Source organism: Streptomyces sp. NPDC058758 (assembly GCF_042746075.1).
Taxonomy (GTDB): domain Bacteria; phylum Actinomycetota; class Actinomycetes; order Streptomycetales; family Streptomycetaceae; genus Streptomyces.
Window position 1 is genome coordinate 1 of sequence record NZ_JBHYPS010000023.1, and the last position, 25,764, is coordinate 25,764.

The 25,764-nt window shown below is 71.6% G+C and carries 29 protein-coding genes; 12 read left to right on the plus strand and 17 right to left on the minus strand.

What is annotated here, in order from left to right; translation table 11 throughout:
* Positions 1–173: 173 nt before the first annotated feature.
* The 9 genes from ACFW6A_RS24265 to ACFW6A_RS24305 form a co-directional block, all read right to left on the minus strand.
* Positions 174–1,259, minus strand: coding sequence for a hypothetical protein (locus ACFW6A_RS24265; protein WP_386642685.1), 1,086 nt, complete (start codon positions 1,257–1,259; stop codon positions 174–176).
* Positions 1,243–2,061 (minus strand): thiopeptide-type bacteriocin biosynthesis protein, encoded by an 819-nt coding sequence (locus ACFW6A_RS24270; RefSeq protein ID WP_386642688.1) that lies wholly within the window; start codon positions 2,059–2,061, stop codon positions 1,243–1,245. Before ACFW6A_RS24270 ends, ACFW6A_RS24265 begins: the two co-directional genes overlap by 17 nt.
* 20 nt (positions 2,062–2,081) lie before the next feature.
* Positions 2,082–3,326, minus strand: coding sequence for a lanthionine synthetase C family protein (locus ACFW6A_RS24275; protein WP_386642691.1), 1,245 nt, complete (start codon positions 3,324–3,326; stop codon positions 2,082–2,084).
* Positions 3,323–6,223, minus strand: coding sequence for a lantibiotic dehydratase (locus ACFW6A_RS24280; RefSeq protein WP_386642694.1), 2,901 nt, complete (start codon positions 6,221–6,223; stop codon positions 3,323–3,325). Before ACFW6A_RS24280 ends, ACFW6A_RS24275 begins: the two co-directional genes overlap by 4 nt.
* 123 nt (positions 6,224–6,346) lie before the next feature.
* On the minus strand, positions 6,347–6,514 hold the full coding sequence (locus tag ACFW6A_RS24285) for an FxLD family lanthipeptide (protein WP_351847714.1): 168 nt from the start codon (positions 6,512–6,514) through the stop codon (positions 6,347–6,349).
* A 56-nt stretch (positions 6,515–6,570) separates the two neighbouring features.
* Positions 6,571–7,770 (minus strand): methyltransferase, FxLD system, encoded by a 1,200-nt coding sequence (gene fxlM / locus ACFW6A_RS24290; RefSeq protein WP_386642698.1) that lies wholly within the window; start codon positions 7,768–7,770, stop codon positions 6,571–6,573.
* Between the two features lie 396 nt (positions 7,771–8,166).
* Complete coding sequence (locus ACFW6A_RS24295) at positions 8,167–8,718, minus strand: hypothetical protein (protein WP_386642701.1); 552 nt, start codon at positions 8,716–8,718, stop codon at positions 8,167–8,169.
* A 181-nt stretch (positions 8,719–8,899) separates the two neighbouring features.
* A complete protein-coding gene (locus ACFW6A_RS24300) occupies positions 8,900–9,451 on the minus strand; it encodes a hypothetical protein (protein WP_386642704.1) in 552 nt (183 codons plus the stop codon).
* Positions 9,448–9,951, minus strand: a complete 504-nt coding sequence (locus ACFW6A_RS24305; RefSeq protein ID WP_386642707.1) for an ATP-binding protein — start codon at positions 9,949–9,951, stop codon at positions 9,448–9,450. The genes ACFW6A_RS24300 and ACFW6A_RS24305 overlap by 4 nt, the downstream gene beginning before the upstream one ends.
* Positions 9,952–10,238: 287 nt before the next feature.
* Between ACFW6A_RS24305 and ACFW6A_RS24310 the strand changes: the two genes are divergently transcribed.
* Positions 10,239–11,564, plus strand: a complete 1,326-nt coding sequence (locus tag ACFW6A_RS24310; protein ID WP_386642710.1) for a DNA-binding protein — start codon at positions 10,239–10,241, stop codon at positions 11,562–11,564.
* Here the strand turns inward: ACFW6A_RS24310 and ACFW6A_RS24315 are convergent, their stop codons facing one another.
* The 7 genes from ACFW6A_RS24315 to ACFW6A_RS24345 form a co-directional block, all read right to left on the minus strand.
* Positions 11,565–12,578: an NAD-dependent epimerase/dehydratase family protein gene (locus ACFW6A_RS24315; protein ID WP_386642713.1), complete on the minus strand. Its 1,014-nt coding sequence runs from the start codon at positions 12,576–12,578 to the stop codon at positions 11,565–11,567.
* 61 nt (positions 12,579–12,639) lie between these two features.
* Positions 12,640–13,968, minus strand: coding sequence for a hypothetical protein (locus ACFW6A_RS24320; protein ID WP_386642716.1), 1,329 nt, complete (start codon positions 13,966–13,968; stop codon positions 12,640–12,642).
* Positions 13,968–14,870, minus strand: a complete 903-nt coding sequence (locus ACFW6A_RS24325) for a hypothetical protein (protein WP_386642719.1) — start codon at positions 14,868–14,870, stop codon at positions 13,968–13,970. Before ACFW6A_RS24325 ends, ACFW6A_RS24320 begins: the two co-directional genes overlap by 1 nt.
* Positions 14,867–15,574: a hypothetical protein gene (locus ACFW6A_RS24330; RefSeq protein WP_386642722.1), complete on the minus strand. Its 708-nt coding sequence runs from the start codon at positions 15,572–15,574 to the stop codon at positions 14,867–14,869. The genes ACFW6A_RS24325 and ACFW6A_RS24330 overlap by 4 nt, the downstream gene beginning before the upstream one ends.
* An 8-nt stretch (positions 15,575–15,582) precedes the next feature.
* The gene (locus tag ACFW6A_RS24335) at positions 15,583–15,867 is read right to left on the minus strand and encodes a hypothetical protein (protein ID WP_386642725.1); all 285 of its coding nucleotides are present in this window, start codon (positions 15,865–15,867) and stop codon (positions 15,583–15,585) included.
* 403 nt (positions 15,868–16,270) lie between these two features.
* On the minus strand, positions 16,271–17,350 hold the full coding sequence (locus ACFW6A_RS24340; RefSeq protein ID WP_386642728.1) for a hypothetical protein: 1,080 nt from the start codon (positions 17,348–17,350) through the stop codon (positions 16,271–16,273).
* Between the two features lie 2 nt (positions 17,351–17,352).
* Positions 17,353–17,979, minus strand: a complete 627-nt coding sequence (locus ACFW6A_RS24345; protein WP_386642732.1) for a sigma-70 family RNA polymerase sigma factor — start codon at positions 17,977–17,979, stop codon at positions 17,353–17,355.
* Positions 17,980–18,269: 290 nt separating this feature from the next.
* Here ACFW6A_RS24345 and ACFW6A_RS24350 point away from each other — a divergent pair, with 290 nt between their 5' ends.
* The 11 genes from ACFW6A_RS24350 to ACFW6A_RS24400 all read left to right on the plus strand — a co-directional run bounded on the left by ACFW6A_RS24350 (position 18,270) and on the right by ACFW6A_RS24400 (position 24,537).
* The gene (locus ACFW6A_RS24350) at positions 18,270–18,653 is read left to right on the plus strand and encodes a hypothetical protein (protein ID WP_386642734.1); all 384 of its coding nucleotides are present in this window, start codon (positions 18,270–18,272) and stop codon (positions 18,651–18,653) included.
* Positions 18,650–18,976, plus strand: coding sequence for a hypothetical protein (locus ACFW6A_RS24355; protein ID WP_386642737.1), 327 nt, complete (start codon positions 18,650–18,652; stop codon positions 18,974–18,976). The genes ACFW6A_RS24350 and ACFW6A_RS24355 overlap by 4 nt, the downstream gene beginning before the upstream one ends.
* A 51-nt stretch (positions 18,977–19,027) precedes the next feature.
* The gene (locus ACFW6A_RS24360; protein WP_386642740.1) at positions 19,028–19,279 is read left to right on the plus strand and encodes an antitoxin MazE7; all 252 of its coding nucleotides are present in this window, start codon (positions 19,028–19,030) and stop codon (positions 19,277–19,279) included.
* Positions 19,280–19,281: 2 nt separating this feature from the next.
* The gene (locus ACFW6A_RS24365; protein ID WP_386642743.1) at positions 19,282–19,662 is read left to right on the plus strand and encodes a toxin Doc; all 381 of its coding nucleotides are present in this window, start codon (positions 19,282–19,284) and stop codon (positions 19,660–19,662) included.
* A gap of 82 nt (positions 19,663–19,744) precedes the next feature.
* On the plus strand, positions 19,745–20,005 hold the full coding sequence (locus ACFW6A_RS24370; protein WP_386642746.1) for a hypothetical protein: 261 nt from the start codon (positions 19,745–19,747) through the stop codon (positions 20,003–20,005).
* Complete coding sequence (locus tag ACFW6A_RS24375) at positions 20,002–20,280, plus strand: hypothetical protein (protein ID WP_386642749.1); 279 nt, start codon at positions 20,002–20,004, stop codon at positions 20,278–20,280. Before ACFW6A_RS24370 ends, ACFW6A_RS24375 begins: the two co-directional genes overlap by 4 nt.
* Before the next feature lie 11 nt (positions 20,281–20,291).
* A complete protein-coding gene (locus ACFW6A_RS24380) occupies positions 20,292–20,726 on the plus strand; it encodes a hypothetical protein (protein ID WP_386642752.1) in 435 nt (144 codons plus the stop codon).
* A 274-nt stretch (positions 20,727–21,000) separates the two neighbouring features.
* A complete protein-coding gene (locus tag ACFW6A_RS24385) occupies positions 21,001–21,396 on the plus strand; it encodes a hypothetical protein (RefSeq protein ID WP_386642755.1) in 396 nt (131 codons plus the stop codon).
* A 177-nt stretch (positions 21,397–21,573) separates the two neighbouring features.
* A complete protein-coding gene (locus tag ACFW6A_RS24390) occupies positions 21,574–22,665 on the plus strand; it encodes an exonuclease domain-containing protein (protein WP_386642758.1) in 1,092 nt (363 codons plus the stop codon).
* Positions 22,665–22,964, plus strand: coding sequence for a hypothetical protein (locus tag ACFW6A_RS24395; protein WP_386642761.1), 300 nt, complete (start codon positions 22,665–22,667; stop codon positions 22,962–22,964). The genes ACFW6A_RS24390 and ACFW6A_RS24395 overlap by 1 nt, the downstream gene beginning before the upstream one ends.
* Positions 22,965–23,265: 301 nt before the next feature.
* Positions 23,266–24,537 carry a hypothetical protein gene (locus ACFW6A_RS24400; protein ID WP_386642764.1) on the plus strand — a complete coding sequence of 424 codons (1,272 nt, stop codon included), beginning with the start codon at positions 23,266–23,268 and terminating at the stop codon, positions 24,535–24,537.
* A gap of 61 nt (positions 24,538–24,598) precedes the next feature.
* Here ACFW6A_RS24400 and ACFW6A_RS24405 read toward each other — a convergent pair whose 3' ends face one another.
* A complete protein-coding gene (locus tag ACFW6A_RS24405; protein WP_386642767.1) occupies positions 24,599–25,621 on the minus strand; it encodes a hypothetical protein in 1,023 nt (340 codons plus the stop codon).
* Positions 25,622–25,764: the final 143 nt, after the last annotated feature.

Sequence of the window (25,764 nt, forward strand, 5' to 3'; positions counted from 1 at the left end):
CACGTCCTCGTCGACCGTGTCCACCACGAGCACGACGACCTCGGGCGCGGGGTCCGCCGTCTCGCTCCATTCCGTCACGTTGATCTCGGGCCGGGGCCGTAACTGGCTCGTCACCCCCGCCTGCGAGATCGGGTCCTGCGCGCGCAGGGCGACCGTGGTTCGTTTCGTGGTCGTCATGGTGTGAGCACGCTTTCGCGGATCACGTCTTCGCTGAGGTCCAGGGCTGCGTTCAGGCTGCGGTGCAGCGGAGAGGGCAGCGCTCCTGTCCGAAGGCCGCTCCTGGCGATGAGGACGCGGAAGTTCGTGAGCTGCGTGGGGGAGACCAGTTTGTGGAACAGCGGGTCGACCAGTGCTTCCCGTGCGGCGAAGCCGTCGTCCGCGTCCAGGATTCGGCAGTGGATCTGATCGGTGATGCGCTGGGCTGTTGCGGTGCTCGCGAGGGGGGCGAGGTTCAGCGCGGTCAGGCCGAGCCGCGTCTGGAAGACGACCGGTCCAGGCGCGACAAGGACGGCGAGCACCGCGTCCGTGAGTTCGTCCGGGTCGGTGCCAGCCCGGTGGCACAGGGCTGCGAGGCAGGCGGTCACAGCCTGTTCCCAGGGCTCGCCCGGCGCCGTTTCTGCGATGAGGCGAGCGGCCTGGTCGGTGCGGTCGCCGGCGAGCGCTGCGACGACGGCGACCTGCCGGCCGTCGAGCATGCGCTGCCCCACGCCCTTCCATTCGCGGAGGTGGGTGAGGGCTTCCTCCCAGCGGCCCGCGGTCGCGAGCGCGCGGGAGCCGTCGGCGAGGAGTACGCGCCACAGCCAGTCGCGTACCTCTGCGCGATCGGCTGCGGTGTGGGTCAGGTCGGCGGGCACGCGGACGGCGTCGAACTCGGTCTCGATGCCGTCGCTGACTGCGTGGAGGAGGCGCCGGAGCCGGTCGAGTGCGTCTTCGGGGGCGCCGGCCCGGATCTGGAGTCGGGCCAGGTTGACGACGGGTTCCAGGGCGCGGATCGCGCTGCCGGCCGGTAGGGGAGCGGCGCTCAGGTACATCGTGGCGTGCTGCTCGCACAGTTCGCGTGCGTGGTCGGGTTGGCCGAGGTCGGACGCGAGGAGCGCGGCCTGGTTGTAGACCGTCGAGGCGACGGAGGCGTCCATGGTGTCGCTCGCCGTCTGCGCGAGGGCCACCAGGTGCTCGACACGTTGGTGGAGGGGGACGCAGGCGGGCCGGGGGCGGGGGACGAGTGGGAAGCGGGTGGCGGTGTCAGGCAGTGCCGGCATGGGGCTGATTCCTCTGGGCGGTGGTGGGGTCGGGGCCGAAGACGACCGTCCTCGCGGCACAGGAGAGGGCCGCCTGGACTGCGTGGGGGAGCCCGGCACGGTTCCAGGCGAAGAGCACGTGGTGGGCGAGGACGTCCCGCAGGCCGCGGTGCAGGTGTCCGGTGGCCGCGAGGCGGCGCAGGTCGGTGCCGGCGTTGATGTAGCCCTGGGCCCAGTCGGCGAGGCGGGCGAGATCCGCGCCCGGCCGCAGCAGCTCCTCGGTGCCGACGGTGATCAGGCGGCGGACCGCGGCTTCGTGGCGGGTGGCGCTCGCCGCGTCCGGCAGGGGGCGGTGGGCGCTGACCCGGGCCCAGACATCGCCCTGCTCGTACCAGTCGAGTCCGGCCGAGCGCATCATCAGGCCGCACATCAGGAGGGACGTCTCGCTGCGGTGGCTGGTGTCGTGCTGGAGGTGGAGGGTCAGGCCGCGGCTGTCGTGGTGGAAGAGGCGGTGCGCACCGTCCATGGCCTGGGGGCCGCCGAAGGCGTGGGTCTCGGGCTCGTAGACGGCCCTCGTCCAGCCGGTGATGTGCCCCTGCGCGGTGAGGGCGTCCAGGGCCGCGGGGAGAGGGTCGCGGCCGGTGGTGGAGAGCTGGTAGCGGATACGCCAGCACGGGTGCTTGCGTATGAAGAACCAGGCGGCGATGGTTCCCTCTGCCACGGCGGCGCGAAGCTGCGGGGCGAGGTGCGTCAGCGCGGTGGGCTCGGCGGAGGCCCAGTCGGCGAAGGCCACGTTCGACTGGTGCCAGACGGGTTCGGGCATGGCGGCTCCCGGGGGTGTGGTCAGGCCAGGGCGAGGAAGGTGTCCCAGTGCGGGGCGGGGGCGTTGTCCGTGCCGACCGTGTGCAGGGCGAGCGCCGCGCCGGCGGTGCCGTCGAGGAGTTCGGGGGCGTGGCCGGGGGCGTCGAGCGCGGCGATCAGGCGGTCGGCGAGGTGCGGCAGTTCGGCGGCGATGGCCTGGTTGCCGGTGTCGGTGGCCATGCGCCACGAGGCGTGCAGCAGTCCGGCCATGCCGTGGCACAGGCCGATCTCGGGCAGCCTGTCGAGTTGGGCCTCATCGCGCAGGACCGCGAGGAGGGCGCTCTCCGCGGTCTGGACACGGCCGGGGTCGCGCAGGGCGAGGCCGGCGAGTTGCTGAGCGCGGGCGGTGCCGGCGGCGCCGTAGCACCATGAGGGCCGCGGGCGCAGTTCGGACGCGATGTGTCCGGCCGCGTTCTGGTCGGGGTCGATCAGACCCGGCCACCAGGGGCCGGAGCCGTTTTCCTGGCGCCACTGGTCGGTCCAGGCGCAGATGCGTTCGACCGCGCCGGTCAGGCCGGGAAGGTCCATGCCGTACAGCAGGGCCCGGGACAGGACGGCCAGCGGGGCGCTGATGCCGTGGGCCATGCCGAAGTTGCCGTGGCCGCCGGGGTAGTCGGGCTGGGGGTTGCCGGTGGTGCCGACGTTCATCCACCAGGGCGGGAGGCTGGCCGGATCCGGCAGGGGTTCGGTCAGGAGGACGAGGTACGCCATCACCTCCTCGGTGATCTCGGCGTCGCCGTACCGGCTCAGGTGGTAGGCGCCGAGCCCGCTCAGCCCGCGGATCAGGTCGAACTCCTCCATCGGCGGTCGCTCGCCGCGGGCGAGACGCTGGTGGGCCTGGGCGAGGCGGGCGCGGGTGACGTTGATGGTGGCCGCGTCCAGGCGCGACAGGATCCGCGGGTAGCGGCCGGTCGCGCTCTGCGCGCGGTGGAAGACGAACGCCAGGGCCGGGGCCCCGTAGTACGGGCCCGCGTTGGCGGCGGCGCTGACCTGGCCGCGGACGCTTTCGGTCAGCCAGCGGTGCGCGGTGTCCCAGTCTCCGTGCCCGGTCCGGGCCCGTTCGACGTGGAGCAGGGCGATGCCGGCGGCGCCTCCGGCGAGGGACTGGGGCCAGCCCCGCCAGCCGTCGGCCCGGCCGGCGAACCATGCGGTGGACGGGTCGGCCACGGCCCGGGCCAGTGTGTCGGCGGCGGCCAGTGCGGCGGGGACGCTGAGCGTCGTGGTCACGGGTTCCTCCATGCTCGGGCGGTCCAGCTGAGGGCGGCTGCTCTGGCCAGGTGCAGATGGCCGCGTTCCTCGTCCAGGCCGGGGCCGCACATCCGTACGTGATGCAGGTGCAGCAGGTCCGCCAGGACGTCCTGCGGTTGCGCCCCCGAGGCGTACAGCGCGCGGCGGTAGTCGGCGAGCGCGGCGCGGCGCTGCGCCCAGGCCGCGGCGATGTTCCCGCCGAGCGCGTCCGGTGTTCCGTGGGCCAGGTCGACGGCCTGCTGGTAGACGGCGCGGGGCGGGGCGGGTGCGTGAGCGCGCGTGTGCGCGATGAGCCATTCCATTCCCGCGCGGGTGGTGCCGAGCAGGCCGGTGGCGATGTCGGCCATGCTGGCGGCGGTCAGCGCGCGGGGGGCCGGCCCGGCAGGTGTCTGTGCGGCGAGTTGGGCGACCGCCGCGGCGGAGTCGGCGGCGAAGTACGCCTCCGCCTCGGTGATGGCGCCCGGCCCACCGAAGCGGGCCGTCTCCGGCAGGTGGGTGTCGACGGTGAGGTGCGTGATCAGACCGCGCTGCCGCAGCCGTTGCGCCCACTGGCCGGCCGTCTCCATGGCCCGGCCGACGGTGGCGGACGTACAGGTCAGGCGGAGGCGGAGGTGATCGGCGGGGTCGGGGTAGCGGATGAACCACCAGGGCGGTGAGCCGAGTTCTCGCAGGAGATCAGGCAGGTGCCGGATCAGGATGGAATCCTGCCGGGCGCGGTGGCCGTGCAGCTGGAGGTAGAGGCGGCCCCCGCAGCCGGGAAGCTGCCCGCGCTCGCGGTCTGCGACGTGGCCGCCCGTCACCGGGACGGGGGCGGCGCGCTGGTTTGCGGCGAGGGGGATGACGACCTCATGCGCACGGTCGCCGGTCCATCCCAGGTCCCCGGCGTGCGGCGCGGGGCGCAGGGACACGGTCCGGTGGCGGTCCAGGTGGGCGCGCAGGACGGCGCGGTGCGCGGGTTCGGCCAGGTCCAGGGGGAGCGTCTGGTCGGCCTCGCTCAGGTAGACCCGCGAGGGTAGACCGGCTTCCCGCGCCCAGCGTTGCAGGGCGGCGTCCCATTGCGGCCACGGGGTGCTGGGCTCGGGCAGCTCGGTGTCGGTGAGCCGCCAGCGGGCCGGGGACAGGATGGTGCGGCCGTAGCGCAGCGCGGGCAGGAACGGCAGCGCGGACGCGGCGGTGCCCCACTGGAAGCCGGCGCACGGCGCGGCGAGCGCGACGGGCGCTTCGGTCAGGAAGCGGGCCAGAGGGTGGGTGTGCCGGGTCAGGTCGACGGCGTTGAGGAGCAGCGTGTGCACGGGCCGACCGGAGGCGAGGTGGACCAGGTGCAGCTGTCGGGCATCGGCGGTCACCGCGAGGTCCGTGACGGGCAGGACCTCGGCATCGGGGGCGGCATGGTCGCCGACGGGGACGATGAGCTGCGCCGCGCGCGGGGCCCGGCCGACGTTCTGGCCCTGTACGGACAGCGGCGGGGAACTGATCTGCGCGAGGAGCGCGCCGCGGTGGAGAGCGGGCAGGGAGGCGTACGCCTCGCTCATACGGTGGCGGTCTGCCTCGGGCAGCAGGTGGAGAAACCGGCCGGTGGTCGTGCCGGCCGACCGCGCCACGCCGGTGACGTGCAGCGTGAACGCGCCCCGCTCCAGGGCGGGCAGGCTCGCGGCGTGGATCCGTACGGTCAGCTCGGTGCTCGGCTGCACCGGCCCTGCGGGGCCGCTGGTGGCCAGGGTGTCGATGGCTTCGTCGTCGAGCACGACTTCGCGGCGGCGCTGCATCGCGGCGCGGTAGGCCAGTTCGAGCAGGTAGGTGTCGCGGTCCGTCGGGGCGCCGGGCACCGGGTCGGGGGCGCCGCGGTAGCCGGCCGGGTACCCGAGCACGTCGACGGCGTCCAGGACCGGCACCGTGGCCCTCGGGCCGTACCAGTCGAGGAACCGGCGGTGCCAGTCGGACCAGCCGGAGAGCGCGGCCCGGGGAGCCAGCCGGGCCAGGACCAGCGCCGCGGCCTTCGCCTCGCGGGTCACCGCCTCGGGGACCGTCAGGTCCCAGTCCACCCGCAGATCCACCGCCGTACGCGCCATCTCGCCCAGGGCTGCCGCCTTCTGCGGGGCGCGGTTCTGCACGCGGGTGGCGATCTCGCCGGCCGGGTCGCATACGGTCATCGGCGGCCGCAGATCGGTGAGCAGAACGCGCTGCTCGACGAGGCCCGCGATCAACCGGTCCACCGCGTCCGCTGCCGCGCGGGGGAAGGCGGCGGACAGCTGCGCCGCAAGCTCGGCCCACCGGATCGGGGAACGGGCCCGGGCCAAGGCCGCGCGGACCGGGCTGGTCAACCGGATCTGGACGAGGTCCGCGCCGCCGCCCGGGCCGGTGGCCGGCCGGTGCTCGACCACCACGTACCCGTCCCGCTCGACCGCCAGCACGGAGGTGACCACCAGCAGGTGGGGCCGTACCTCCGGGTCCTGCTCGAACCGCGACACCACGTCGTTCACGGTGTGCGCGTCGGGTCTGGCGACGGCGTGGTGGGCACTGCCCACGGTCAGCTCGGGCGACGGACCTAAGCGGGCGGCGGCCACGCCGGCGAACCGCCCGAAGGGCGTGGCCCGTCCGCTCGCGCGCAGCAGGTAGCGCAGCACGGCCAGCACGGCGCGGCGTACGTCTGCCTCCGCGAGCCGGTGGCCGTCGAGGATCCTGCCCACCCGGGCGCCGAGGTCCGGGCTGGCCGTCGTGACCGTCGCGGCGAAGCTGTCGCTCCAGACTTCGCACAGCCAGGCCCGCCAGCCCTCCGGGCCCGCGTCGGGGCTGGTGAGATCAGGCCAGGACATCTCGCGGCCGGGGTCTTCCCAAGCGGCGGCCCGGACTACCGCCGCGTCGACACTGTCGTACACACGCCCTCCTGTGGCCGAACGGTGCCCGGCCGCGCCTTTGGGGACGCGGCCGGGCACCGCGGTGAACGCGGGATGTGCCGTCACGGCCTCAGGAAAGGCCGCGACGGCGGGTGGCGGTAGCCGCTACGGGCAGCTGACGCACGCCGACGCGCACGTCGAGTTGCACCCGTCGCCCGTCAGCTGGATGAGCTGGTCCGCGGCGACGCCGTCCTCGACGATCGTCACGTCCAGGTCGAAGCTGGTGTCCCCGTCGGTCTGCGGCGCGACCGTCTTGTCCATCTGAATCGTCATCGGTCCTCCTGTTGGGTGGATGGTGCGATGTACCGGGGCCGATCGGCCCCGGAGTCTCAGGCCCAGGTCACGGTCACGTAGCCGTGGCGCTTGCGCGCCGTGCCCGGGGGCAGCGGGGACGGCGCGGGACCCGGCACGTACCGGATCGTCGCGGCGCCCCGCCGCTGGTGGTCCGCCGCCCAGCGGCGCAGCAGCTCCGCGTACTGCTCGGCGAGCTCCTCGGCCTGCGGTCCGTGGGCGACGACTCCGCTCTCGAACCCGGCCGTCCCGGTGTCCGGGTTGGCGCGACGGGTGCGGTAGGCGAAGCTGTCCTCGCTGACCAGGGCGGCGACGCCCAGCCGGGCGGAGGGCTCCACGAGGCCGCTGTCGATCACGTCCTTGCTCGCGTGCAGCCGGGCCGGGAACGGCAGGTTCAGGGTCATGAACCACTCCAGCTCGTCCGGCAGGTCGTAGGCCGCGCCGGACCACTTCTCCAGCCGGTCGCCCGCCAGGGCACGGTCCAGGGCCTTCGCGTCGAGCGGGGTCTCCTCGTGGTCGGACTGGAGGGCCACGCCGTCGCGGAGCATGATCTTGCGGTCCGGGGCGGCGCCCTCGCCCTGCAACGGCACGAAGCTGCTCAGCCGGTACGACAGGCTGACCAGACCGTCGCCGTCACGCTCGAAGGCGGTCGACCGGGTCGTCCCGCACACCGTCAGCGGGGTGACGAGTCGGCCCTTCTCCGACAGGGCCTCGACCCACGACGGGGGGATGTCCCACGTGGCGACCGTGACGATGATCCTGTCGAACGTTCCCAGGCCGGCGACCCCGGTCTCGGCGTCGGCCACGACCGACTTGACCCGCTCGTACCCGGTCTCGTCCAGGTGCTTCCGGGCCCGCGCGATGACGTCGGCGTCGATGTCGAGAGTGGTGACCTCTCCGTTGCCCGCGAGTTCCTGGATGAGCGCGGCGTTGTAGCCCCCCGAGCCGATCTCCAGCACCCGCATGCCGGGCTCGACGCCGGCCTGCTCCAGCATCACCGCCTGGAGGTGCGCCGCGGAGATGACGCTCATGTCGAGCCCGTGCTCGTTCTTCTTCACCGGCAGGATGCCGTGCAGGTCGTAGGCCGTCTCCAGCGGCGCCTCGGGCGCGAACAGGTGGCGGGGCACGGCGGTGAACGCCGCCTCGACGGCCGTGGAGGTGATCGCGTCCTGCTCGCGCAGGGCGCGCACCATGCTGGCGCGCAGCGCCTCGGGGGTGGTCTTCTCGGGCTGGGTCATCCGTTCACCTGTTCCGTGTGGTGGTGGGGTTCTGTGAAGCTGCCGGGGGCTTGCGCGGTCGGGCAGCTCGGCGGGTTCGCGAGTAACTCCCCGTCTGAACGTGTCAGAAACGGGGTGATCTCCTCACGGGTTCGACGTGCGCGGCGGGCCGAAGGGCGGCAGTTCGTCCTCGGGCGCCTCGTCGTTGACGTCGGGCTCGTCGTCGCAGTCGAGCTCGGACATCCTGCTCTCCTTCGGTAGTGCGGTGCGGGTGCAGAGTCACAGCAGGCCGTGCGGCCCGGCGCGGGGCTGATCGCGGGAAGACGACCGCCACGATCACGGGGGAGGCCCCGCGCCGGGGGCTTGGGCCTGTCCGACGGCTGCGGCCGGATGCCATCCGAGCCGCCGGACAGGGGTCTAGGGGAGGGCGGCGCCGGCGGCGACCAGGGCGACGTTCGCCAGCTCGCGCACCAGGCCGCGGGCAACGACGAACGGCAGGTCGGCGGAGCCGTACAGGACCAGGGCGTCGGGGTCGGGTTCCGCGTTGCTGCCGGGGCGGGGGTGGAGGGTGCCGCGGACGCCGACCAGCTCCGCCTCCCGCACGCGAAGCTCGACCCAGCCCTCTCGGAGCCGCGGGCAGCGCAACTTCGCCTCGCTCGCGCAGGCCTCACACATGGGAGGGGTCACGGTGCGCACGCCTTCCCAGACGGTGTCCTCGGCGTGGTCGAGGACGGGCAGCACCCACAGCATGCCGAGCTCGTTGCGGTCGGCGTCCTGCTTGCACCCCGCGCACAGCAGCGACTCCATCGCGATCAGCTGACGCTCCGGATGCAGCTCCGCGGCGTACACGGGCTTCCCGGAGGGGAGGCCCGTCCACGCCTCCCACAGGGCGCCTTCCGGGTCGCGGTTGAGCGCGTCCCACACCGGGTCGGTGCACGAGACACCGTCCCGGGTGATCGTGAGGTCCATGGGGAGGGCTCTCTCCCCTTCCATGGGCACCACGTACGGCGCCTGCTTCATGTGCACGGTTTTCCCCTGATTCGGTTGAAGCCGGTGGTGAAGCCCGCGGTGTCGGAGCCGAATCCGCTCCGACACCGCGGAGATGGACCGCGCCCGCCCGTGTCTGGGGGGACTGCGGCGGGCGCGGGGTCTAGTGGGGGGTCCCGAATCGTGCGGCGAAGTCCGCGTGGGGCGCCGGCTCGGGCTGGTGCTCGTCCAGCGCCTGCCGGAGCGGTCCGACCGGTACGAGCCGGTCCTTCGTCTCCGGGCGGAGCCAGTACGGGCCCGGGGGAGCAGTCCGGTGGAGGGCCGGGAGCGTGATCTTGTACGGAGCGCCGAGGCACACAGCGTGGGAGTGCGGCGCCCACCGTTCGGCGGACCCTGGCGGCACCAGCCAGTACACCAACCCGTTCTCGGGGTCCTCGATCACGGGGCCGCAGCCGTTCTGAATCTGGTCCATCAGGTCGGCGACGGCCCGGGAGGCGGGGCCGGCGGCGGTGATGACGGCGTCGAAGAGGCCTCCGCCGAGGGGCACCCGGGTGCTCTGGCCGCCGTTGAGGTCGAGCAGGGCACGGATGACGCTCGCGAGGTCCGCCATGTCGGGAGCCGGCTTTCGGACGGAGGCGGCGCTCTCCCGGACCAGGTGCTCCATCAGCTTGGAGGTGTCGTCGAACTCCAGCGGCTCCGTCACCGGGGCGCTCACAGCTCCGCCCGCCCCGGCTGCATGGCAGTGGAGAGGCTGCACCAGGTCGTCGTGCGGTCCCTGCTGACTCCCCAGGAGTCCGCCAGGGCGTCGACGAGGACGAGCCCGCGGCCGTGCTCGGAGAGGAGACCGGTGGGGCGCGGGAGCGGACCCTGGGGAGTGCCGTCGTTGACCTCGATCATGAGGAGATCGCCCTGGCGGTAGACACGGACACCCACCGTCGGAGCGTCCGCATGCAGGAACGCGTTGGTGACCAGCTCGGTGAGCAGCAGGTCCGCGGTCTCCACCAGGTGGGAGAGCTGCCAGCAGTTGAGGCTGGCCCGGAGGATCCGGCGGAGCCGGTACGGCCAGGCGGCGTTCTCCTCGCAGAGCTCCCGCTCCTCGCCGAACTCCCCGACCGCGGGGTCCAAGCACCGCTTGATCGAGAGGTCGATAGCCGACCCGATGGCCTCAGGGGGGCCCTTGACGGCTGCGAGGGTGGTGCTCTGGCTTGTCGTCATGATCTGCCTCGGCGTGGTCGGAAAGAGGTGCAGCCCGAAGGCCGGCCCTCGCGGTCGGGTAGTGCTCGGGTGAGCACGTACCGTAAACGAGCCGTCATCGTTCACCGACCGACCGTGGCCTCGCCATGGCTTGGCACGTGGCCTCTGCGCCTCTTTCGGGCGACACTGGTGGCCTCGGGGTGGCTTTGAAGTGGCTTCTGCTCCGGGCGAGTTGCCAGTGAACGGAGAAACGGGTTCCCCTTCGAGGGAAGGGATCGACTCGTCGACGAGGCGTCGGGAGCGGACAGATGAGAAGCGCACCGAAGACGTTGCTCGCATTGCTGTGTGAGCGGGACAAGCTCACGTACCAGCGCTTCGCAGAGAGATTCACCGAGGCTGGCGACGCGCTGCTCGGGCGGAAGAGCACCAATCCGACGTGCGGCGAGACGCAGTTCCGCCGCTGGACGGGCGGCAAGCTCACCGGTTTACCCGGTCCTGCGACCTGCCAGATCCTTGAGGCGATGTGGCCCGGCCTCACGGCGGAACAGTTGTTCGCCCCACCTCCCGCGGCCGATCCCCAGGCACCCGCGCTCGACCTGGAAGAGCAAGTAGCTATGACTGCAAATGAGGCTTTCGAGAGCGCCGGCGCGACTGCGTCGGCGTCTATCTCCGACACCACGATCGATGAGCTGCGCGACCAGCTGGTGAGCCTGGCCCGGCGCTACCACCGTCTGCCCGCGGCAAGGGCGTGGCAGGACGGTAGCCGCCTTCGCGAGGAGATCGAGCGTTACCGCGACCGGACCCAGGTCCCTTTCCAGCAGCAGAATCTGATGATCCTGAACGGCCAGACCGTGGCACTCCTGGCGGTGGCCGCCTTCGACCTCGGCCACTTCGCCCCGGCACGGAGCCTGGCTCGTACAGCGGCTGTGTTCGCCGAGAGCGCCCGCTACACCCCTCTCCAGGCGTTCGCCGACGGCACCCTGGCCTACATCGCCTACCATTCTGGGGAGGCGGGCGAAGCGGTGGCGAAGGCCCGCCGCGCGTTGTCGTACGGGGGCCTGGGCGACACCGCGCAGGGCCGGCTCCACGCCATCGCGGCCCGCGCCTATGCCCACACCGGCGACACCGCATCGGCGCTGCACTCCATCCAGCTCGCCGACAGCCTCGGGCGGGACTCCCGGGACGAGCTGCACGACGACATCGCCGGCGAGTTCGGCTTCACCGACGAGCGCCTGGCCATGTCGCACGCCACTACGGCGCTGCTCATCGGCGACGCGGCACGAGCCGAGACGGAGGCCACCCGCGCTCTCACGTTGCTCGCGCAGCGCACCGAGGGCGAGCAGGCCACGGACGTCCGGGCGGGCGCGGCCGCCGACCTGGCCTACGCCCGTCTCCTGGGCAACGACGTCGACGGGGCCGCCGAGGCCCTGACGATGGTGTGGAACGTGCCCGCCGACCAGCGCAACACCGGCATTGTCTTGCGGGCGGCTCGCATCGGCCGGTACCTGGCCAGGCCCGCGTACCACGGCTCCGCGCTCCCCGGGGAGCTGCGGGAGCAGATCGAGGACTTCACCCGGGTCTCGCCGCCGTACCGGCTCGGCCCGGGTGTTCCCCTGCTGGCAATCGACGCCTGATCAGAGGCCGGAGAGGATCCGCTTCTCCTTCTCCGGGGCGATCCCGTGATCATCCCACCGGGGGTGAGCCACGGGACGCCCGTCTGCGGACCACCAGTCCCAGGTGTCGCGGATCGTTTCGGCGAGCGGCCGGCAGCGCAGGCCAGCGTCGACCGCGCGCTGGGAGTCGACCGCCCACACGCCGGCGTGGGTGCGCCACAGCGGCAGCTCGGTCCACTGGGCGACGTCGTGCTGGGCGAGCACGGTGGGGTCCGCCCAGACCGGTTCCCCGTCGCCGCCGGTGACGCGCAGGCACTCGCCGAGGAAGTCGGCGAAGGCGATGCCCTCGGGGTGGGTGACGTTGAAGCCCCCGCGGTCCGCTCCGGCCGCCTGGTCGAGAGCGAAGTGCGCGACGTCCCGCACGTCCACGGGCTGGATGCGCTGTTCGGCCGGGCCGGGGGCGAGGATCCGCCCGCCGCGCTTCGCGCGCTCCAGCCACCACGGGAGCCGGCCCACGTACTCGCCGGGCCCCAGGATGACGCCGGGACGGAGGAAGACCGCCTCGTCGCCGAACGCCTCGGCGACGGCCCGCTCGCCGCCCGCCTTCTGGAAGCCGTACTGCGTGGGGCTTCCGCTCTCGCCGGTGTACCCGAAGTCGGCGTCGGCGTCGGGCGGGCACTGGAGGAGCGCCGAGCCCTCCGTCAGCGGCTCGTGCGGCCACCCCTCGTACACCGAGACGGTAGAGATGTGCACCCAGCGGCGGGCCTGGGCCGCGAGCGCATCGGCGGCCAGCAGCACGTCCCTCGGCGGGAGCTCGGAGCTGGAGGTGTCGATGACGGCGTCCCACGGGCCGTTCGTGGCAAGCTTCTGCAAGTCCTCGCGCACGGTGCGGTCGCCATGGACGGCGTCGACCCCGGGCACGTCGCGGCCCGATCGCCCGCGGTTGAAGGTGGCGACCTCCCATCCCCTTGCCAGCGCGCCTTCCGCGATGGCCCTGCCCAAGAACCACGTCCCACCGATGACCAGAATCCTCATGCCCCGATCCTGCCCTGTCCGGGATCACCGCAACAGGGCAGGCCGGTGAAGCACGGCTGGGTCATGCCTCCTTCGCGCCAGCGGCGTCCGCACGGGCCTGGGCCACCGCGGCGTGGGCTGGCCCGCCGTACAGCGGGACGGCGTCGAGAGGGTCGTGCTTGGTGATGTCGACGGAGCCGTCGGGCCGGTTGTAGACGTCGTCAGCGAGGGTGGAGTCCGGGCTCCAGTCGCCGGCCTGGTTGCGCTCTTCGAGCGGCACCTGGGCCTCGACCATGTCCGTGTTCGGGCCGGCACGCAACGACTGCGAGGTGACCTTGAGCCCGTCGATGTGGACGAGGCCGACGGCGGCGACCCGGGCCTTGACCATCTCGTTGACGGCTCGGCCGCTGAGGAACCGGCCACTGATCTTGGCGTTCCGGCGGCGGGTGAGGTCGCCCTTCGAGGTCAAGGCCCGGAAGAGCGGCTTGTTCGGGAGGTAGGCGCTCTCGCCGTCGGCCGGGTTCTGCTCGGTGGCGCTGGGCTCGCAGAGCTCGCGGAGGTCGGCGAGCCAGGCCCGGACGCGGGCGACGAGCCGCAGATCCTCGCGGTCGCGGATGAACCGCCACCGGCCGTTGCCCTTCCTCCTGGTCTTGGACTTCGAGGTCCACACCGAAACGCCCCCGGCGTGGATCCGGACGTTCTTGACGAGCAGGTGGGTGACCTCGACCGAGCGGTACAGCATGCCGTACTGGAGCACGAGCATGGCGGCATCGCGGCGGCCGATCCGGGTGGTCTCGTCGATGCCGTCGAGGACCTTGACCAGGTACTTCATGGTCAAGGCCGCGGCCTCCCTCTTCTCCCCGCCGGCGGGGATGTACTCCTCCAGCCGGTAGTCCTCGATCATCTCGCGGACCGCGGAGTCGTCGGGCCGTTCGCCCTTGGGGTACCAGGTGGCGATGCGGGTGCAGTAGGCGAGGAGGGTGTCGGGGCTGTACGGCTGGAACGGCTCACGGGGCTTGCCCCGGCCGGTCTCGATGAGGTGGCCGATGTAGGCAGCGAGGTTGGCGGTGGTGGTGCCTGGCCACGCGACGCGGCCCTCCTTCTCACACCACGTCCGGTAGCGCTCGCGGGTGGAGTCCCGGTTCACGCGGGTGTTGCGGGGCCCGCGGTTGTCGAAGCGCTCCTTCACGGAGTCGGGGACGCGGATGTCCGCGTTGGTGAAGCGGGCGGCCCCGTCGGCGCGGGGCGGCAGCTCCCCCTCGCCGAGCACGGTGTGCCGGGTGATGTGGAAGGCGGGCGCCGGTGCGGCCTCGACGACGACGTTGGCCGGCAGGCGTCCGGGGCGGTCGTCCACGAGTTCGCCGAAGACGATCTCCTGGTCCTCAGTCGCTTCGGTCGCTGTCTCGGTCATTACGCCTCGCGGTTGTGCGTGTGGAGATCATCGGTGGGCTTCATGCAGCGGAAGCAGAAGGCACGCGGCTTGTCCGGCGCGTCGGCCAGGTAGACCTCGGTGAGCACGTTGTGCGTCTGGCACGTCGGGCAGACCTCGCTGCCGCCAGGGGGGTCACGGAAGTCCTCCGCTGACCGGCCCTGCACTCCGACCGCATACTCAACGAGCAGCCATCCGGTGTACTCCCACTCCTCGAAGCAGAGGTAGCAGTAGTTCTGGCCGTCTTCCGTGACAAGGGCCCACATGCCGCAATTAGGGCAGCGCAGGGTGCTGCTCTTGAAGGGCTCCAGTTGGGGCGCGAGCTGCGTCATCCGGGCGGTGGCGTAGCCCCGGATACGGGGAACGCTGGCGCGGATCCGTTCCAGGTCCTCAACGTAGGCGTCGACGTGGTCGGCGTCGACGCCTCTCCAGAGGTGGTTGTCGATGAAGCGCATGAGGATTTCGAGGACGATGCCGGCGCGGGCCTCGATGGCTGTTGCGCTGAGGGTTGCGCCGAAATGCATGAGTTTGTTGCGTTCCGCAGAGAGGGCCGTGATCGCCGCCTTCTCCTCGGGGGATATGTCCACTCCGTGTTGGCGCAGGCGCTGGATGGTGTCGGGGATGCCGCAGCTGGGGAAGTCCCCGGTTCTGTAGATGGCCTCGTCCGCCTTCTCGGGCTTCTTGAAGACCAGTCGCCAGTCGATGCCTGCGAGGCATGCCTTGAGCAGTACCTCGGTTGCGGCTTGGAGGTGGAGGACGGCGAACTTGAGCGAGCGGGGCTCGGGGTCGGGGCCGTCCAGCAGGTCGAGCACGCTGAGGAGGTAGTCGATTCCGTTCGTCAGGGCGTCGTAGGCGAGTTCGGGCTCGCGCGCCTTGTCGTTCACGAGGGCCACTCCGAGACGGGCGCAGGCGGCTGGGGCGCGAAGTAGGAGCGGACGTTCAGCACGCCGGTGAGGGTGAGGCACGCTGCGTGCAGGGTGCGGGCGGTGCGCTCGAAGACGTCCGGGTCGTCGGGGAGGCTGCGGATGTCCTCGGGGCCTCCGTTGAGGTCGAGGCCGAGGCCGGCGGCGAGCGCCCTCGCTTCCTTCGCCGAGCGGATGTAGGACGGCACGGCGGAGGTGCTGGCCTGGAAGGTGAGGTACATCAGCAGCTCGCGCAGGACGCCGGTGCGGTAGGCCCACACCATGGGCACGTCGTCGCTCTCGTCGGTGAACTCCATTGCTGGGTGCGAAAGTTGGGCCCGAACGGCGTCGAGCACGACTCGGTTGCCGGGGGTGTCGAAGATGTCGCGGAAGGGATCGGTGTTCAGCGTGTCGAGGGCAGCGGCGTAGGCGACGCAGGAGGGCCGGGTGCAGCGAGCCCAGGCGGTGACGGAGACCACGCCACCCTCGGTCTTGGTACTGGTCCTGACCTGGCCGGCGCCAGCGGTGCTCAGGCAGGGCGCACCCTCGCGGAGTTCCTGGATCACCTCCTGGCGCAGCCCCTCCAGGCCGTGCTGCTCAAGCAGGGCCGGGCCCCAGCCGGTCTCGACCTCGTGCTGGGCGGCCACCGGGTCGCCGGTGAACGGGTCGTGCTCGATGATCGGCATGTGGTTCCTCAGCCCTGGACGTAGATGTAGCCGGTGCTGGTGGGGCGCAGCCGGTCGAGGCGGACGCGGCTGGGGCGGGCGCCGGGGGCAACGGTCGCCTCGCCCTGCGGGGTGAGGGTGACGCGTTCCATGACGGCGTGGGTGCCGTCGATCTCGATGATGCGGAGGTAGCGCGGTTCGGCGAAGCGCAGGCGGCTGTCGTTGTCCCGCCAGACCTGTCCGGCCTTGGGCGCCGGCGGCTCGCTGTCGGCGGCGGGGACGTCCGGGATTTCATTGCTGTAGCTAACGTTCAAGGTCTGAATCCTTGCTGACGCGCCGTTTCCTGAGCCTGCCTCAGGTACCTCGTATTCTTCCACGAATAGGAGGTAAGGGGGCCCTTAATAAAACGACCTCCACTCGCGCGAGTCAGCAGGACGTCGCCGGCGGGCCGTTCGCCGGTCGCCGCGAGGCGCAAAACGGCTGTGCGCCCCGCTGGCGGCCGTACAGCCCCCGCCGCGTCCGATCACACCAGGGTGCTCGCGATCGGGGCTCCTGGGGGCCTTCCTGACGGTCGTTTTTCTGTCGATTTGTTGAAGTTGTCGCGTTGGCGGCCGCCAGCCGCAGGCCGTACGCGGGGGAGGGCGCCCCCAGGGCACGCCGAAGGGCGCACCGGCACCGGCGCGCTTCAAATTTATCCCAGTCTCCTTGCTGGCTAATTTAAAAGGGTGAATTCACTGTGGCCGAAGTACTCCACGATTCTTTTATCCTCCCAATTAGCCGTTGCCTCAATGTGGAGTCCCAGAGTTCCTCGAAGCTCTGTCTGTGCTCGCTCATCGGCAGCAGCTCTTGAGGCAAGGGGACGAGGAGGGCCATTCCCTTGCCTCCCTTCGGCCGGTCGGCATGTGGAAGCCAGAGCACCACCACCGTCGGCTCCGCTGTTGCAGCACCGGAGCCGGTGTCCAGCAGTTCGGCCAGCGTCTCGGCCCACCGCCGTCCCGCGGCCGGCTCCTTCCACCGGTACTCGCCGGACGCCGTGTGCCCGGTGCACCGCTTCCCGCGCGGCAGTTCGGCCGGTGCCGAGTCGAGCAGGACGAGCAGCATCTCCGTGGCAGGCGGGCGTTCCAGGCCGGTCCCGCTGGTCGGGCTCCACCAGGTGTGGTCCCGGCCTGAGCCGGGCTGGTGGAGGTCGAAGAACCGCCGGCAGGTGACGACCGCCGAGTCCGAAAGCCACGTGTAGAAGGTCGCGTCGCTGCGGACCGCGTGGACGTCGAGCTCCGCAGCCGGCGCGAATCGCTTGCTCGGCCGCTCCGTCGGCCTCGGGGGAAACCTCGGGTCGCCGTCGGGGAACTTGACGAAGTGCTGCCGCCGGGAAGATGCGACAGAGGAATGTTCCGGATAGAAGAAGAACTCGGCCCACCTCCGTGTTTCCGGATTCGCGGGAACCTCCTGCACAGAATCCTCCTCGTCGCAGGCGAGCAGGGCGGACTGGCTGAGGCTGAATTCAAGAACCGTGCAGACATCACCATTCTCGGCACTCCGATCCGATTCTGGAACCTCCTCACAGAACTCCTCGCCGAACAGCTCGGCGATCCTTCTCTCGACCTCCCGGTCGGACACCTCGGCGGGCTCAAAGGGTTCTTCCAGGAAGGTGAATGCGTCGCGGACGATGGAAAGCCCGAGGGAATCCCCGGTGTCCCCGAAGGCTTCTCCGGGCAGAAATTCGGGGGCGTTTCTCCAGTTCATCCCGTTCTCCTCGTCGGGCATGTGGGTGGCGTCCGTCTTCTTGTCGATGGTCACTTCTACGCCTCCCCGCCTGCGTTGGCCTTCTCGATCTTCGCGAGGAGGCGATGGCGACGTACCCGCTCGGTCCCGGGCTCGATCCCAAGCTGCTCCGCGCACTCCTGCGGGGTGTAGCCGTGCCGCACCAGCACTACGTGAAGGCGATCCTGCTCCGTGAGTCGGGCGAGGACATCCACGGCGTGGAGATGACGCAGCACGAACGGCTCGGGATTGCCGTCGGGTCGGGGCCCGCTGTCGTCCTGCTCGATCACGCACGCCTCCTCGGCGGCCTCCCGCAGGCGATCCCGAGTCAGCCGGGACCGGTAGTCGTCGATGGCACGATTCTTGATCCGGGACCACAGGAACCTGGCCACCGCATCGGCCGATTCGAAATCCCTCTTGAGCGCTTCGAGGACGAGCCCCGAAAGAATTTCCTCGGCATCCTGGATGTCGATTCTGAAATTCTTCATCGTGTATCCGAGGAGTTTGCGGTTCTCTGCGCGATATGCCTCCGCGCAATACCTCTTCGACGATTCTGAGGCCGTCGTTTCATGCGTCACAGCTCCCCGGCTCCCGTGCCCTCCGACCGGGCGCGTGCCCGGAGTGCGTCGATGGGCCGTCCACGGCCCCCCTTCACCACACTCCACGTACGTCAGCCCGGGTTCGTTACACGAGGAGCAGAACTTCCTCGGAGCCGCCCGCAGGCAGCTCCTGAGCTGCGGCGACGCTACCGGGGCTCCTCCGTCATCGTGCGCACCTTCTGTCGCATCGAAGGAGAGGGGCTGTCGTGACGGGAGCCGAGTCGGTACCTGCTGAGCGCCGTGCGTTCCCCGCGCTCCGGGGACATCTGGAGAGACCGGCGCCGCGCCGGCGACGGCACGGGGCGCTCGTCGAGGTGCCTGCCGACGTCGTCCCAGGCCGCTCGTGGGAGATCGCGGTGCCCGACGGGGTGAAGCTGCTGAACAGCAACGCCCGGCTGCACTGGCGGCAGGCGGCGGCCCGGACGGCGGCGATCCGCCGCGAGGTGGCCGCGGCCGCCCGGTCGATGCGGGTGCCGCCGCTGCGGTGGGCGCACGTCGTCTACCGCATGCACCCCGGCCCGCGCACCACCCGCTTCGATCCGGGAAACTGGGCCCCGACCGTGAAGGCCGCGGTCGACGGCCTGGTCGACGCCGGCGTTCTGCCCGACGACAACTCCTCCCGGCTGCGGGGCCCCGACCCGCGGCCGGGGGAGCGGTGCACGCAGGCCGGCGGCCGCGTCGTCCTGGTGCTCACCGAGCTCCGCCCCGCCCCGACCCCTAAGGAGAGCAGCGTCCCGTGAACTACGACTACGACGTCTACGAGCAGCTGGAGCAGGAGCGGCTGGACCACGAGCGGCGCGCCGCGAATCTGGAGCACATCCGGACCTACTACGGCCTGGAGGCGCGGTGCGGGATCCGGGTCGACATCGGTATCCGGGTCCGCTCGGAGGGGCGTGAGGGGACGGTGGTGGACACGGCCGGGCAGTACCTGATGGTGCAGCGCGATGGCGAGGAGTGGCCGGTGAAGCTGCACGTCACCTCGGGGATGGAGTACGAGACGGCTGGCGGCTGGGTGTCCGCGTCCCCGAGGCCGACACCTGCGTACCCGGGCGCCGCCGGCTGATTCGAGCGAACCGGTATTCGCGAAGGTGCCTATCGGTGCATACTCGGGAGCATGGCAGACACCACAGTGAAGGTCAGCACCGAGACCAAGAACCGGTTGGCCGCCGTCGCGGCCGCGCACGGCGTGAGCCTGCGCGCCTTCCTGGCGAGCCTGGCCGACCAGGAGGAGAACCACCTCCGGCTGACCCGGGCGACCGCCGAGTTCCGCGAGGTCACCAGGCGGCCGGGCATCGCCGAGGCGTTCGACGACGCGTTCCCCGATGACGCCCCGGCCCCCCGGGACGCTGCCCGCCGGGCGGCCTGACCTTGGAACTGCACGTCGACCTCCGGTGGCTCCTCGACCGCCAGGAGGACCTGCTCGGCAAGGAACTCGGTGTCCGCGACTGGTCCGGCCTGGTGGCCGCCGTCGCCCGGCACAAGGTCAACACGCCCGGCCTCGACGCCGGCGAGCCGGACGCCTACTGGCGCGCCGCCGCGCTGCTCGACGCGCTCGTGCTGCTGCGCCCCCTGCCGGCCCGGAACGCGTTCTTCGCGTACGGCGTGGCCGTGGCGTACATCCGGGCCTCCGGGGAGAGCGTTGATGACGCCTTCGAGCCGTGGGAGACCCTGGTCCGCGACATCCGCGGGCTGCGGCTGTCGGTGTACGACATCGCCGATCGGCTGCGATCGATGCAGCCTGAGGTGTAGCAGAACCGGCTCCCACTCCGTCTGTTCAGTACCGGCCCCCTGCACCCCGGCAGGGGGCCTTCGTACGGCTCTGGAGCACCCGGTGAGCACGATCACGACCTCCCCGACGGACCCCCGCCTCGCGGAAACGGCCCTCGCGATCTGCGGGCGCCGCGAGGGCAAGACGGCGGCGTGCAGGAGCTGCACGCGGAAGGCGGTCGGGGCCCTGGCCCTGGTCGACGGCCCGGAGCTGGGTACGGCTCTGCTGCCCGAGCTGGCCCGGATCGTGTGCGGCAGCGAGGACCGCTCGTGCGCGAGCTGCTGGGACCGGGCGACGGCGCTGCTGCTGGAGCTCCGTCCGTGACCCTGTCGAAGCGCTCCACCCTGATCGTGACGGCCTCCGCCGTGTACGACGACCAGGTCGTCGCTCACCAACTGGCGGTGGACTCCGCGCTCGTCGCTGAGGGCGCGGGCCTCGTCCCCCGCTCGTACGTTGAGGACATGGCGCGGCGGCGGCTGTTCGAGGCCTTCCCCAGCTTGGCCGCCCAGCTGGGCGAAGAGGACGTGGCCGTGAAGTGGTCCGACCTGCCGGCGGCCGCGCCCGCGCGGAAGAAGGAGCGGGCGGCGGTCGGCGGCTGATGGGCCGTGGGATGATCGGCGCCATGATCAAGGGGTGGGGGAAGGCCGCGAGCGTGCTGCTCGCGGTCTCGGCCGTTGTGGCGGTTGCAGGATGCGGTGAAGGCACGGGGGAGGCCGGGAAGGCCGAGGCGAGCGCGAGCCCGGCGCCGTCGGTGTTGGAGGCCCGGAAGGTCTTCGAGGACGACCTGGGCGCGCTCACGTGGGACGGCTGCCCGGACGACTGCTCGCACGACCTGGACGAGGTCGTGGCGAACGCCCGGGCGTTGCGGAAGGCGATGAACGCCGACCCGGCCGGCCCCGGGTTCTGGGGGCCCGCGTACAAGCTGATCGACCAGATCGAGGCTGGGCGGGCGAAGGTCGAGGGGGATGCGGGCTGGAACCGGACGCTCGTGTTGCAGCCGGCGCACGCCTTGGAGGACTGGCTCGCCGCCAACCCGACTGGATAGCGCCGCTTCCCGATGATCTTGTGGGACGCTTCCAGGGCGCCGCTCCTGGAAAGGACCTCCTTACATGGATTCGAACTCGCGCCTGAACGCGAAAGTCTCTCGCGAGAAATACACCGTGTGGGTCAGCGTGAGCCTGGCCTCGCATTTCCGTCTCCTTGTTCGACTGAACCGGCTTCGGGAGTCGTCCTACGTGGAACGGCTGATCGAGCGGGGGATGCCCCCGCGGGAGGCTCGGCTGCGGGGGGCACGCCGGCGGGCCCGATGGTGGCCGCCGGTGACGAAGATCGTCGCGGACTCGATCCGCCTGCGCCTGGAGGAAGAGGACTTGCGCGGGCCGTGGGTGCCGCTCACGTCTGAGGAGGAAGAGCAGCTGCGGCTGTCGGGGCGGTGGCCGGGCCACAACGTCGGCGGCCTGCTCCAGCGAAACTACGAACTCCCGTCGACCCTGCTTACCGCATTGCGTACGGCAGCGTGGCGGGTGAGCGAGGGGCCGCTGGCCGAGCTGGAGGAGAAGGACTTGACCCTCTACAGCCGCGATCTGACCTTGGAGCAGATGGAGGAGCGGGAGGAGCTGATCAAGAGGGTGTACTCCCCGCCGCGGATCGTCCGGGAGGCGCTGGAGCGGTACGGGCCGAAGCCTGCTGGGCTCCGGGAAGAGGGGGGCAGGTGAGGCCCTGCGGCCTGTTCCACCTAAGGACCTCCTTTCAGGGGATTCTTTTATAATTGATCCCCGAAATGGCACGTTTCGTATCTTCGTTTGCGGCGGATGATTGGCGTTGCTTTTCACCTAGAGAATGCGCTAGACACTTCTCAACGGGAATTTGGAGCGAGCGCGTGGAGGGCCATCGTGGCGAAGACTGATGAGGCGGTGCTGCGGTATCACGGGGCGGTGCCGGTGTACCGGTCGGATCGGGCTCCGGAGGGGCTGCTGACCCGGCGGCAGCTCCGAGCGGCCGGGCTGAGCGCGGCCGGGCTGAGGCCGGCGGCCTACCTGCACTACAGCCCTCATCACGGGGTCTGCGAGCTGTTCGATCGCGAGGCGGCCCGCCCCGTACGGCCTCTGACGGAACGGCAGCGGGAGATCCTGGCCGCGGGGCGGCTTCTGGCCGGCACGAGCCCCTGCCAGCGGTGCGGGGAGCGCACGAAGTGGTCGTCGGCGGACTGGGAGGAGCGGGGGAATCCGGTCTGCCGCCCGTGCCTGCCGGCTCTTCGGGCGGCGCAGAAGAAGAAGGCTGCCGAGCGGTACGCGGCGGAGCGGCAGGCGTTCGAGCGGATGCTGGCGAAGGACCGGGCGGCCGCCGCCGATTGGGCCCGGGAGGTGCTTGCCGACCCTCAGGCCGTCGTCATCGACGCGGAGACCACTGGCCTTCTGGGTGATCATCCGTTTGTCGTGCAGCTCGCGGTGGTGACGGTGGGCGGGGACGTCCTCCTGGACACGCTCGTGAACCCGCAGATGCCGATCCCGCAGGCCAGCACGTTCATCCACGGCATCACCGACGGCATGGTCGAGTCGGCGCCCGTCTTCGACGCGGTGCTGGGGCAGCTGACCGAGGCCCTGCGCGGGCGGCGTGTGATCGGCTGGAGCGCGCCCTTCGACGCCGCGGTGATCCGGAACGAGCTCGTGCGGTACTTCGAGGCGCGGACCACGCCGGCGCCCGTGGATGAGGCGCGCCCGTGGATGGGTGAGGGGGTGTCGCCGGAGGTGTCCCGGCAGTCGGCGGAGTGGCTGCGGGCGTTCCTGGTGCCGGAGTGCGCGATGGAGCGGTACGCCGAGTGGTTCGGGGAGTGGGACGAGTACCACGAGAGCTACACGTGGCAGCGCCTGAACGGCCCGCACAGCGCCTGCGGGGACTGCGAGGCGGTCGTGGAGCGCCTGCGGCTCATGAGCCAGTCACAGGGCCACGAGGCGGCTCCCGTTGCTGCGGTACAGGGGGCGTGATGTCGCAGATCCGCTTGATGGACTCCGACCCCGAGCGTGCGCGGCGTACGGCGGCCGCGGTCATGCGGGCGCTGGAGGCGTCGCCGGAGCTGGTGGCGACGAACATGTCGGAGGTGGTGCCGAACCGGCGAGGGTCGGGCGGCCGGGTGTACCTGGAGACGATCCTGCTGGAGGCCCGCTCGCCGGCGAACGCGGAGGAGGGCCTGGAGGTGACCGTAGAGCGGGCGGACAGCGGGCCCGGGCGCGCTGGCGGCGGCCGGAGAGCTCTTCCCCGGGGCCCGCGGGCTCTTGGACGGTGATCTGCGGGACGGTCAACGGCTCGTCCCGGTGGTGGGTATGCTGACCGCCCGGGCGGCCACGACCGTCCACCGCCGAAGAGGCTCCTGCCCACGCCAGGCCCTCGCCGGAGGCCAAGCCGTCCTTCGACGCATCGTGGCACCCCCTTCTTCGTCCGCTTCAACGCGGCGTGCGCGTGGGGCGTGCCGCGGCACGGAGTGAGACGTGGCAAGGAACAAGCCGGGGAAGTCCGGGAAGTCCCGGAAGCGGTCCCGGGAGCTGCGCGAGCAGAGCCGGGCAACGGGCGCAAAGTACACGAAGCTGATGCGCGAGAACGATCTCCGGCGCGCCGCCGGCTTCGAGTGGCCCCCGGCCGGAACGCCCCAGTCGCCCTACGTCGAGGACAAGAACGTCCAGGCGCTCTCGATCGCAATCCTGCTGATCGCGACGGTGCCCGAGGGCTCCGATCCCGATGACGTCGGTGCGCACGTCGCTGACGCCTGCTCGCGGCTCGTACGGGACGGCGAGGGCTGGTACCCGGCGATGGCGCACGTGTGGACGACCCCGACTCGCCAGCCGGACCCGGAGGTTCCCGGCCACGTCATGGAGTCCCTGCTCGTCGCGGTGGCCGCGAAGCGTCCGTGGTTCCAGCCGGACGGCACTCCGACCGAGGGCGAAGTGGACCAGGTCGCCACCGACGCGCAGAGGGCGATCGGCGCGGCCCTCGCACGCCTCTACCCGACCGCCGGGGCCTCGCCCGTGGCCATCCTCCCCGTCGGGCAGGACAAGGCCGAGGCCATCATCGCGAAGGCCGGCGGGACGGATGCGGCGATCGTGACCGTCGACATCCACGCCTCGTTCGAGGACGCGGAGGCTGAGTCGGCCACGGAGAGCCCCGCGGCGGCCGAAGCGGCGCCGACGTACCGGTTCGTGGACCGGCTGAATCGCGGCTGGCACATCGCTTCCAGCCGGGACGAACCGCTGCGGTACGCGGTCGACTGGGCCGGGCTCCGCCCGGACCGGCCCGAGGAGCCGCTGTCCCTCGGCGAGCTGGAGGCCGAGCACGGGCCGCTGCGCCCGGTCACGTCGCCGGACCCGAGCGACGCCATGGTCCTGCGCGGGGCGCTGCACGATGCCGGGGCGAAGGCCGCGGGTTCGGTGCTCGTCGCCCTGTACCGCCTGGCGGTGGAGTACTCCCGCGGGTCATCGCCGGGCGGGTTCGAGGGGGGATCGCTGCGCGCCGGCCGCGAGGGGTCATGGGAGGCCGAGGTGCTGTACCGGCTGGCGTGGACGCTCGGCGGCGACCTGGCCGAGAAGCCCAAGCGGTACAGCGAGGACTGCGTGAAGAGCGTGGTCATGGTGCTGCGGGAGTGGACGCAGAACCCGCGGTACTACGTCGAGGTCGCTGAGAACCTGCCGTACTTCTTCGGGCAGGTGGCCGACGAGCTCGGCGGCTGGAGCAAGGTGGCCGACGGGCCGTTCCAGCCCGGCACGAAGGTCGGCCGGCACCCGGCCGAGGTGATCCAGACGGTCTACGGGTACCTGATGTCCCAGTCGGAACACCGCTTCGCCCTCGACATCGGCGACTTCGCGTAGGCGTCTCGTCGTCCTGGTGCTCCGTGCGGGGCGCCAGGACGACGGGCTTCGGCTCCGAGGGTCAGCTCGGGCGGCCGCGGACGACGAGGAGCTGGGGGGTGTCGCCTTGGCGTTCCTCGCGCTGCTGGAGCTCCAGGGCGACGGCGCGGCGAAGGGGTTCGAGGCGGGTCGGCATCGGCTCCCACTCCGGCGGCCGGCCGGCGGCGCGCCTGCGGATCAGATCCTCCATCTCCTCGTTCAGGAGCTCGGCGGCCTTGGCGAAGATGCGCTGGATACCGCCCATGCGCAGGGGGACGCCGGGCGGCTCCTGGATGGTGGTGCCGTCTGGGCGGTGGCCGGTGTGGTTGTGCTCCAGGCTGACCCACAGATGGTTGACCGGGTGCTCCAGCGGCGCGACGAGGCTTTCGCGCAGGGGGAGGTAGGCGCGGAGGGCCTGCCGGGTGGCGGGGGACAGGGGCCATTCCTCCGGCGGCGGGGGCGTGGCGGCGCGGCCGCCACGGGGCCGGTGAACGCGAAGGGTGGACAGGTCGGCTGCCAGGTGGGCCATGTGCTGGGCTACGAGGCTGCCGGAGCTGGAGGCGGTGTCGAGCACGATCCCGTACATCGCGAGGAACCGGATGCGGAAGGGCTCGGTGACTTGCCGGTCGACCTGCTTCTCGAAGTGCTGCATCAACAGCTGGCGGACGGGGGCGGCCACGACGGGTGCGAGGTCGGGCGGGGGCGGCATGTCGGGCAGCTCGAAGGGCACGCCGGCCTTGGCGGCGATGAGTTCGAGGCAGCGGCCGCGGGCGCGGAGCGCGGAGTCGGACTCGCTCTCGCCGGTCTTGCCGTCGCCGCGGACGAGGCCCTTGACCGCCAGGTCGAAGAAGGCGCGGGTCGTGTCGTAGGCGAGCAGGGAGGGGAGGTCGTCGTACGCGTCGGGGGGCAGGCCGCCGAGGCCGAAGGCGCGCTCGTAGGCGCCGAGGAGGGCGCGGAGCTGTTTCTGCCGGGAGCGGCCGATGTCGGGGTCCCTGCACAGCGCGTCCACGACGCGGCCCATGGCGTGCAGGGACGGCACGAGCGGGAGCTGTAGGGCGGTGGACATGGGTACATGATGGCGGCTCCGGCTGTGTGGCGGGGGCCGAGGCCGGGAATCGAGCCTGGCCGGCGCGGGCGGGGCGTGGTGGGGGTCGCCCGTTCGGGTGCGGGCGACCGGGCCGCGCGGCCGGAAATCCGGCCATCGAAATG

Bases quoted from the DNA above. Each gene is read 5' to 3' on its own strand.
- ACFW6A_RS24265 (WP_386642685.1), bottom strand. From the start codon at position 1,259: ATGCCGGCACTGCCTGACACCGCCACCCGCTTCCCACTCGTCCCCCGC.
- ACFW6A_RS24270 (WP_386642688.1), bottom strand. From the start codon at position 2,061: ATGCCCGAACCCGTCTGGCACCAGTCGAACGTGGCCTTCGCCGACTGG.
- ACFW6A_RS24285 (WP_351847714.1), bottom strand. From the start codon at position 6,514: ATGACGATTCAGATGGACAAGACGGTCGCGCCGCAGACCGACGGGGAC.
- fxlM (WP_386642698.1), bottom strand. From the start codon at position 7,770: ATGACCCAGCCCGAGAAGACCACCCCCGAGGCGCTGCGCGCCAGCATG.
- ACFW6A_RS24295 (WP_386642701.1), bottom strand. From the start codon at position 8,718: ATGGACCTCACGATCACCCGGGACGGTGTCTCGTGCACCGACCCGGTG.
- ACFW6A_RS24305 (WP_386642707.1), bottom strand. From the start codon at position 9,951: ATGACGACAAGCCAGAGCACCACCCTCGCAGCCGTCAAGGGCCCCCCT.
- ACFW6A_RS24310 (WP_386642710.1), top strand. From the start codon at position 10,239: ATGAGAAGCGCACCGAAGACGTTGCTCGCATTGCTGTGTGAGCGGGAC.
- ACFW6A_RS24315 (WP_386642713.1), bottom strand. From the start codon at position 12,578: ATGAGGATTCTGGTCATCGGTGGGACGTGGTTCTTGGGCAGGGCCATC.
- ACFW6A_RS24320 (WP_386642716.1), bottom strand. From the start codon at position 13,968: ATGACCGAGACAGCGACCGAAGCGACTGAGGACCAGGAGATCGTCTTC.
- ACFW6A_RS24330 (WP_386642722.1), bottom strand. From the start codon at position 15,574: ATGCCGATCATCGAGCACGACCCGTTCACCGGCGACCCGGTGGCCGCC.
- ACFW6A_RS24360 (WP_386642740.1), top strand. From the start codon at position 19,028: ATGGCAGACACCACAGTGAAGGTCAGCACCGAGACCAAGAACCGGTTG.
- ACFW6A_RS24380 (WP_386642752.1), top strand. From the start codon at position 20,292: ATGATCGGCGCCATGATCAAGGGGTGGGGGAAGGCCGCGAGCGTGCTG.
- ACFW6A_RS24395 (WP_386642761.1), top strand. From the start codon at position 22,665: ATGTCGCAGATCCGCTTGATGGACTCCGACCCCGAGCGTGCGCGGCGT.
- ACFW6A_RS24400 (WP_386642764.1), top strand. From the start codon at position 23,266: ATGCGCGAGAACGATCTCCGGCGCGCCGCCGGCTTCGAGTGGCCCCCG.
- ACFW6A_RS24405 (WP_386642767.1), bottom strand. From the start codon at position 25,621: ATGTCCACCGCCCTACAGCTCCCGCTCGTGCCGTCCCTGCACGCCATG.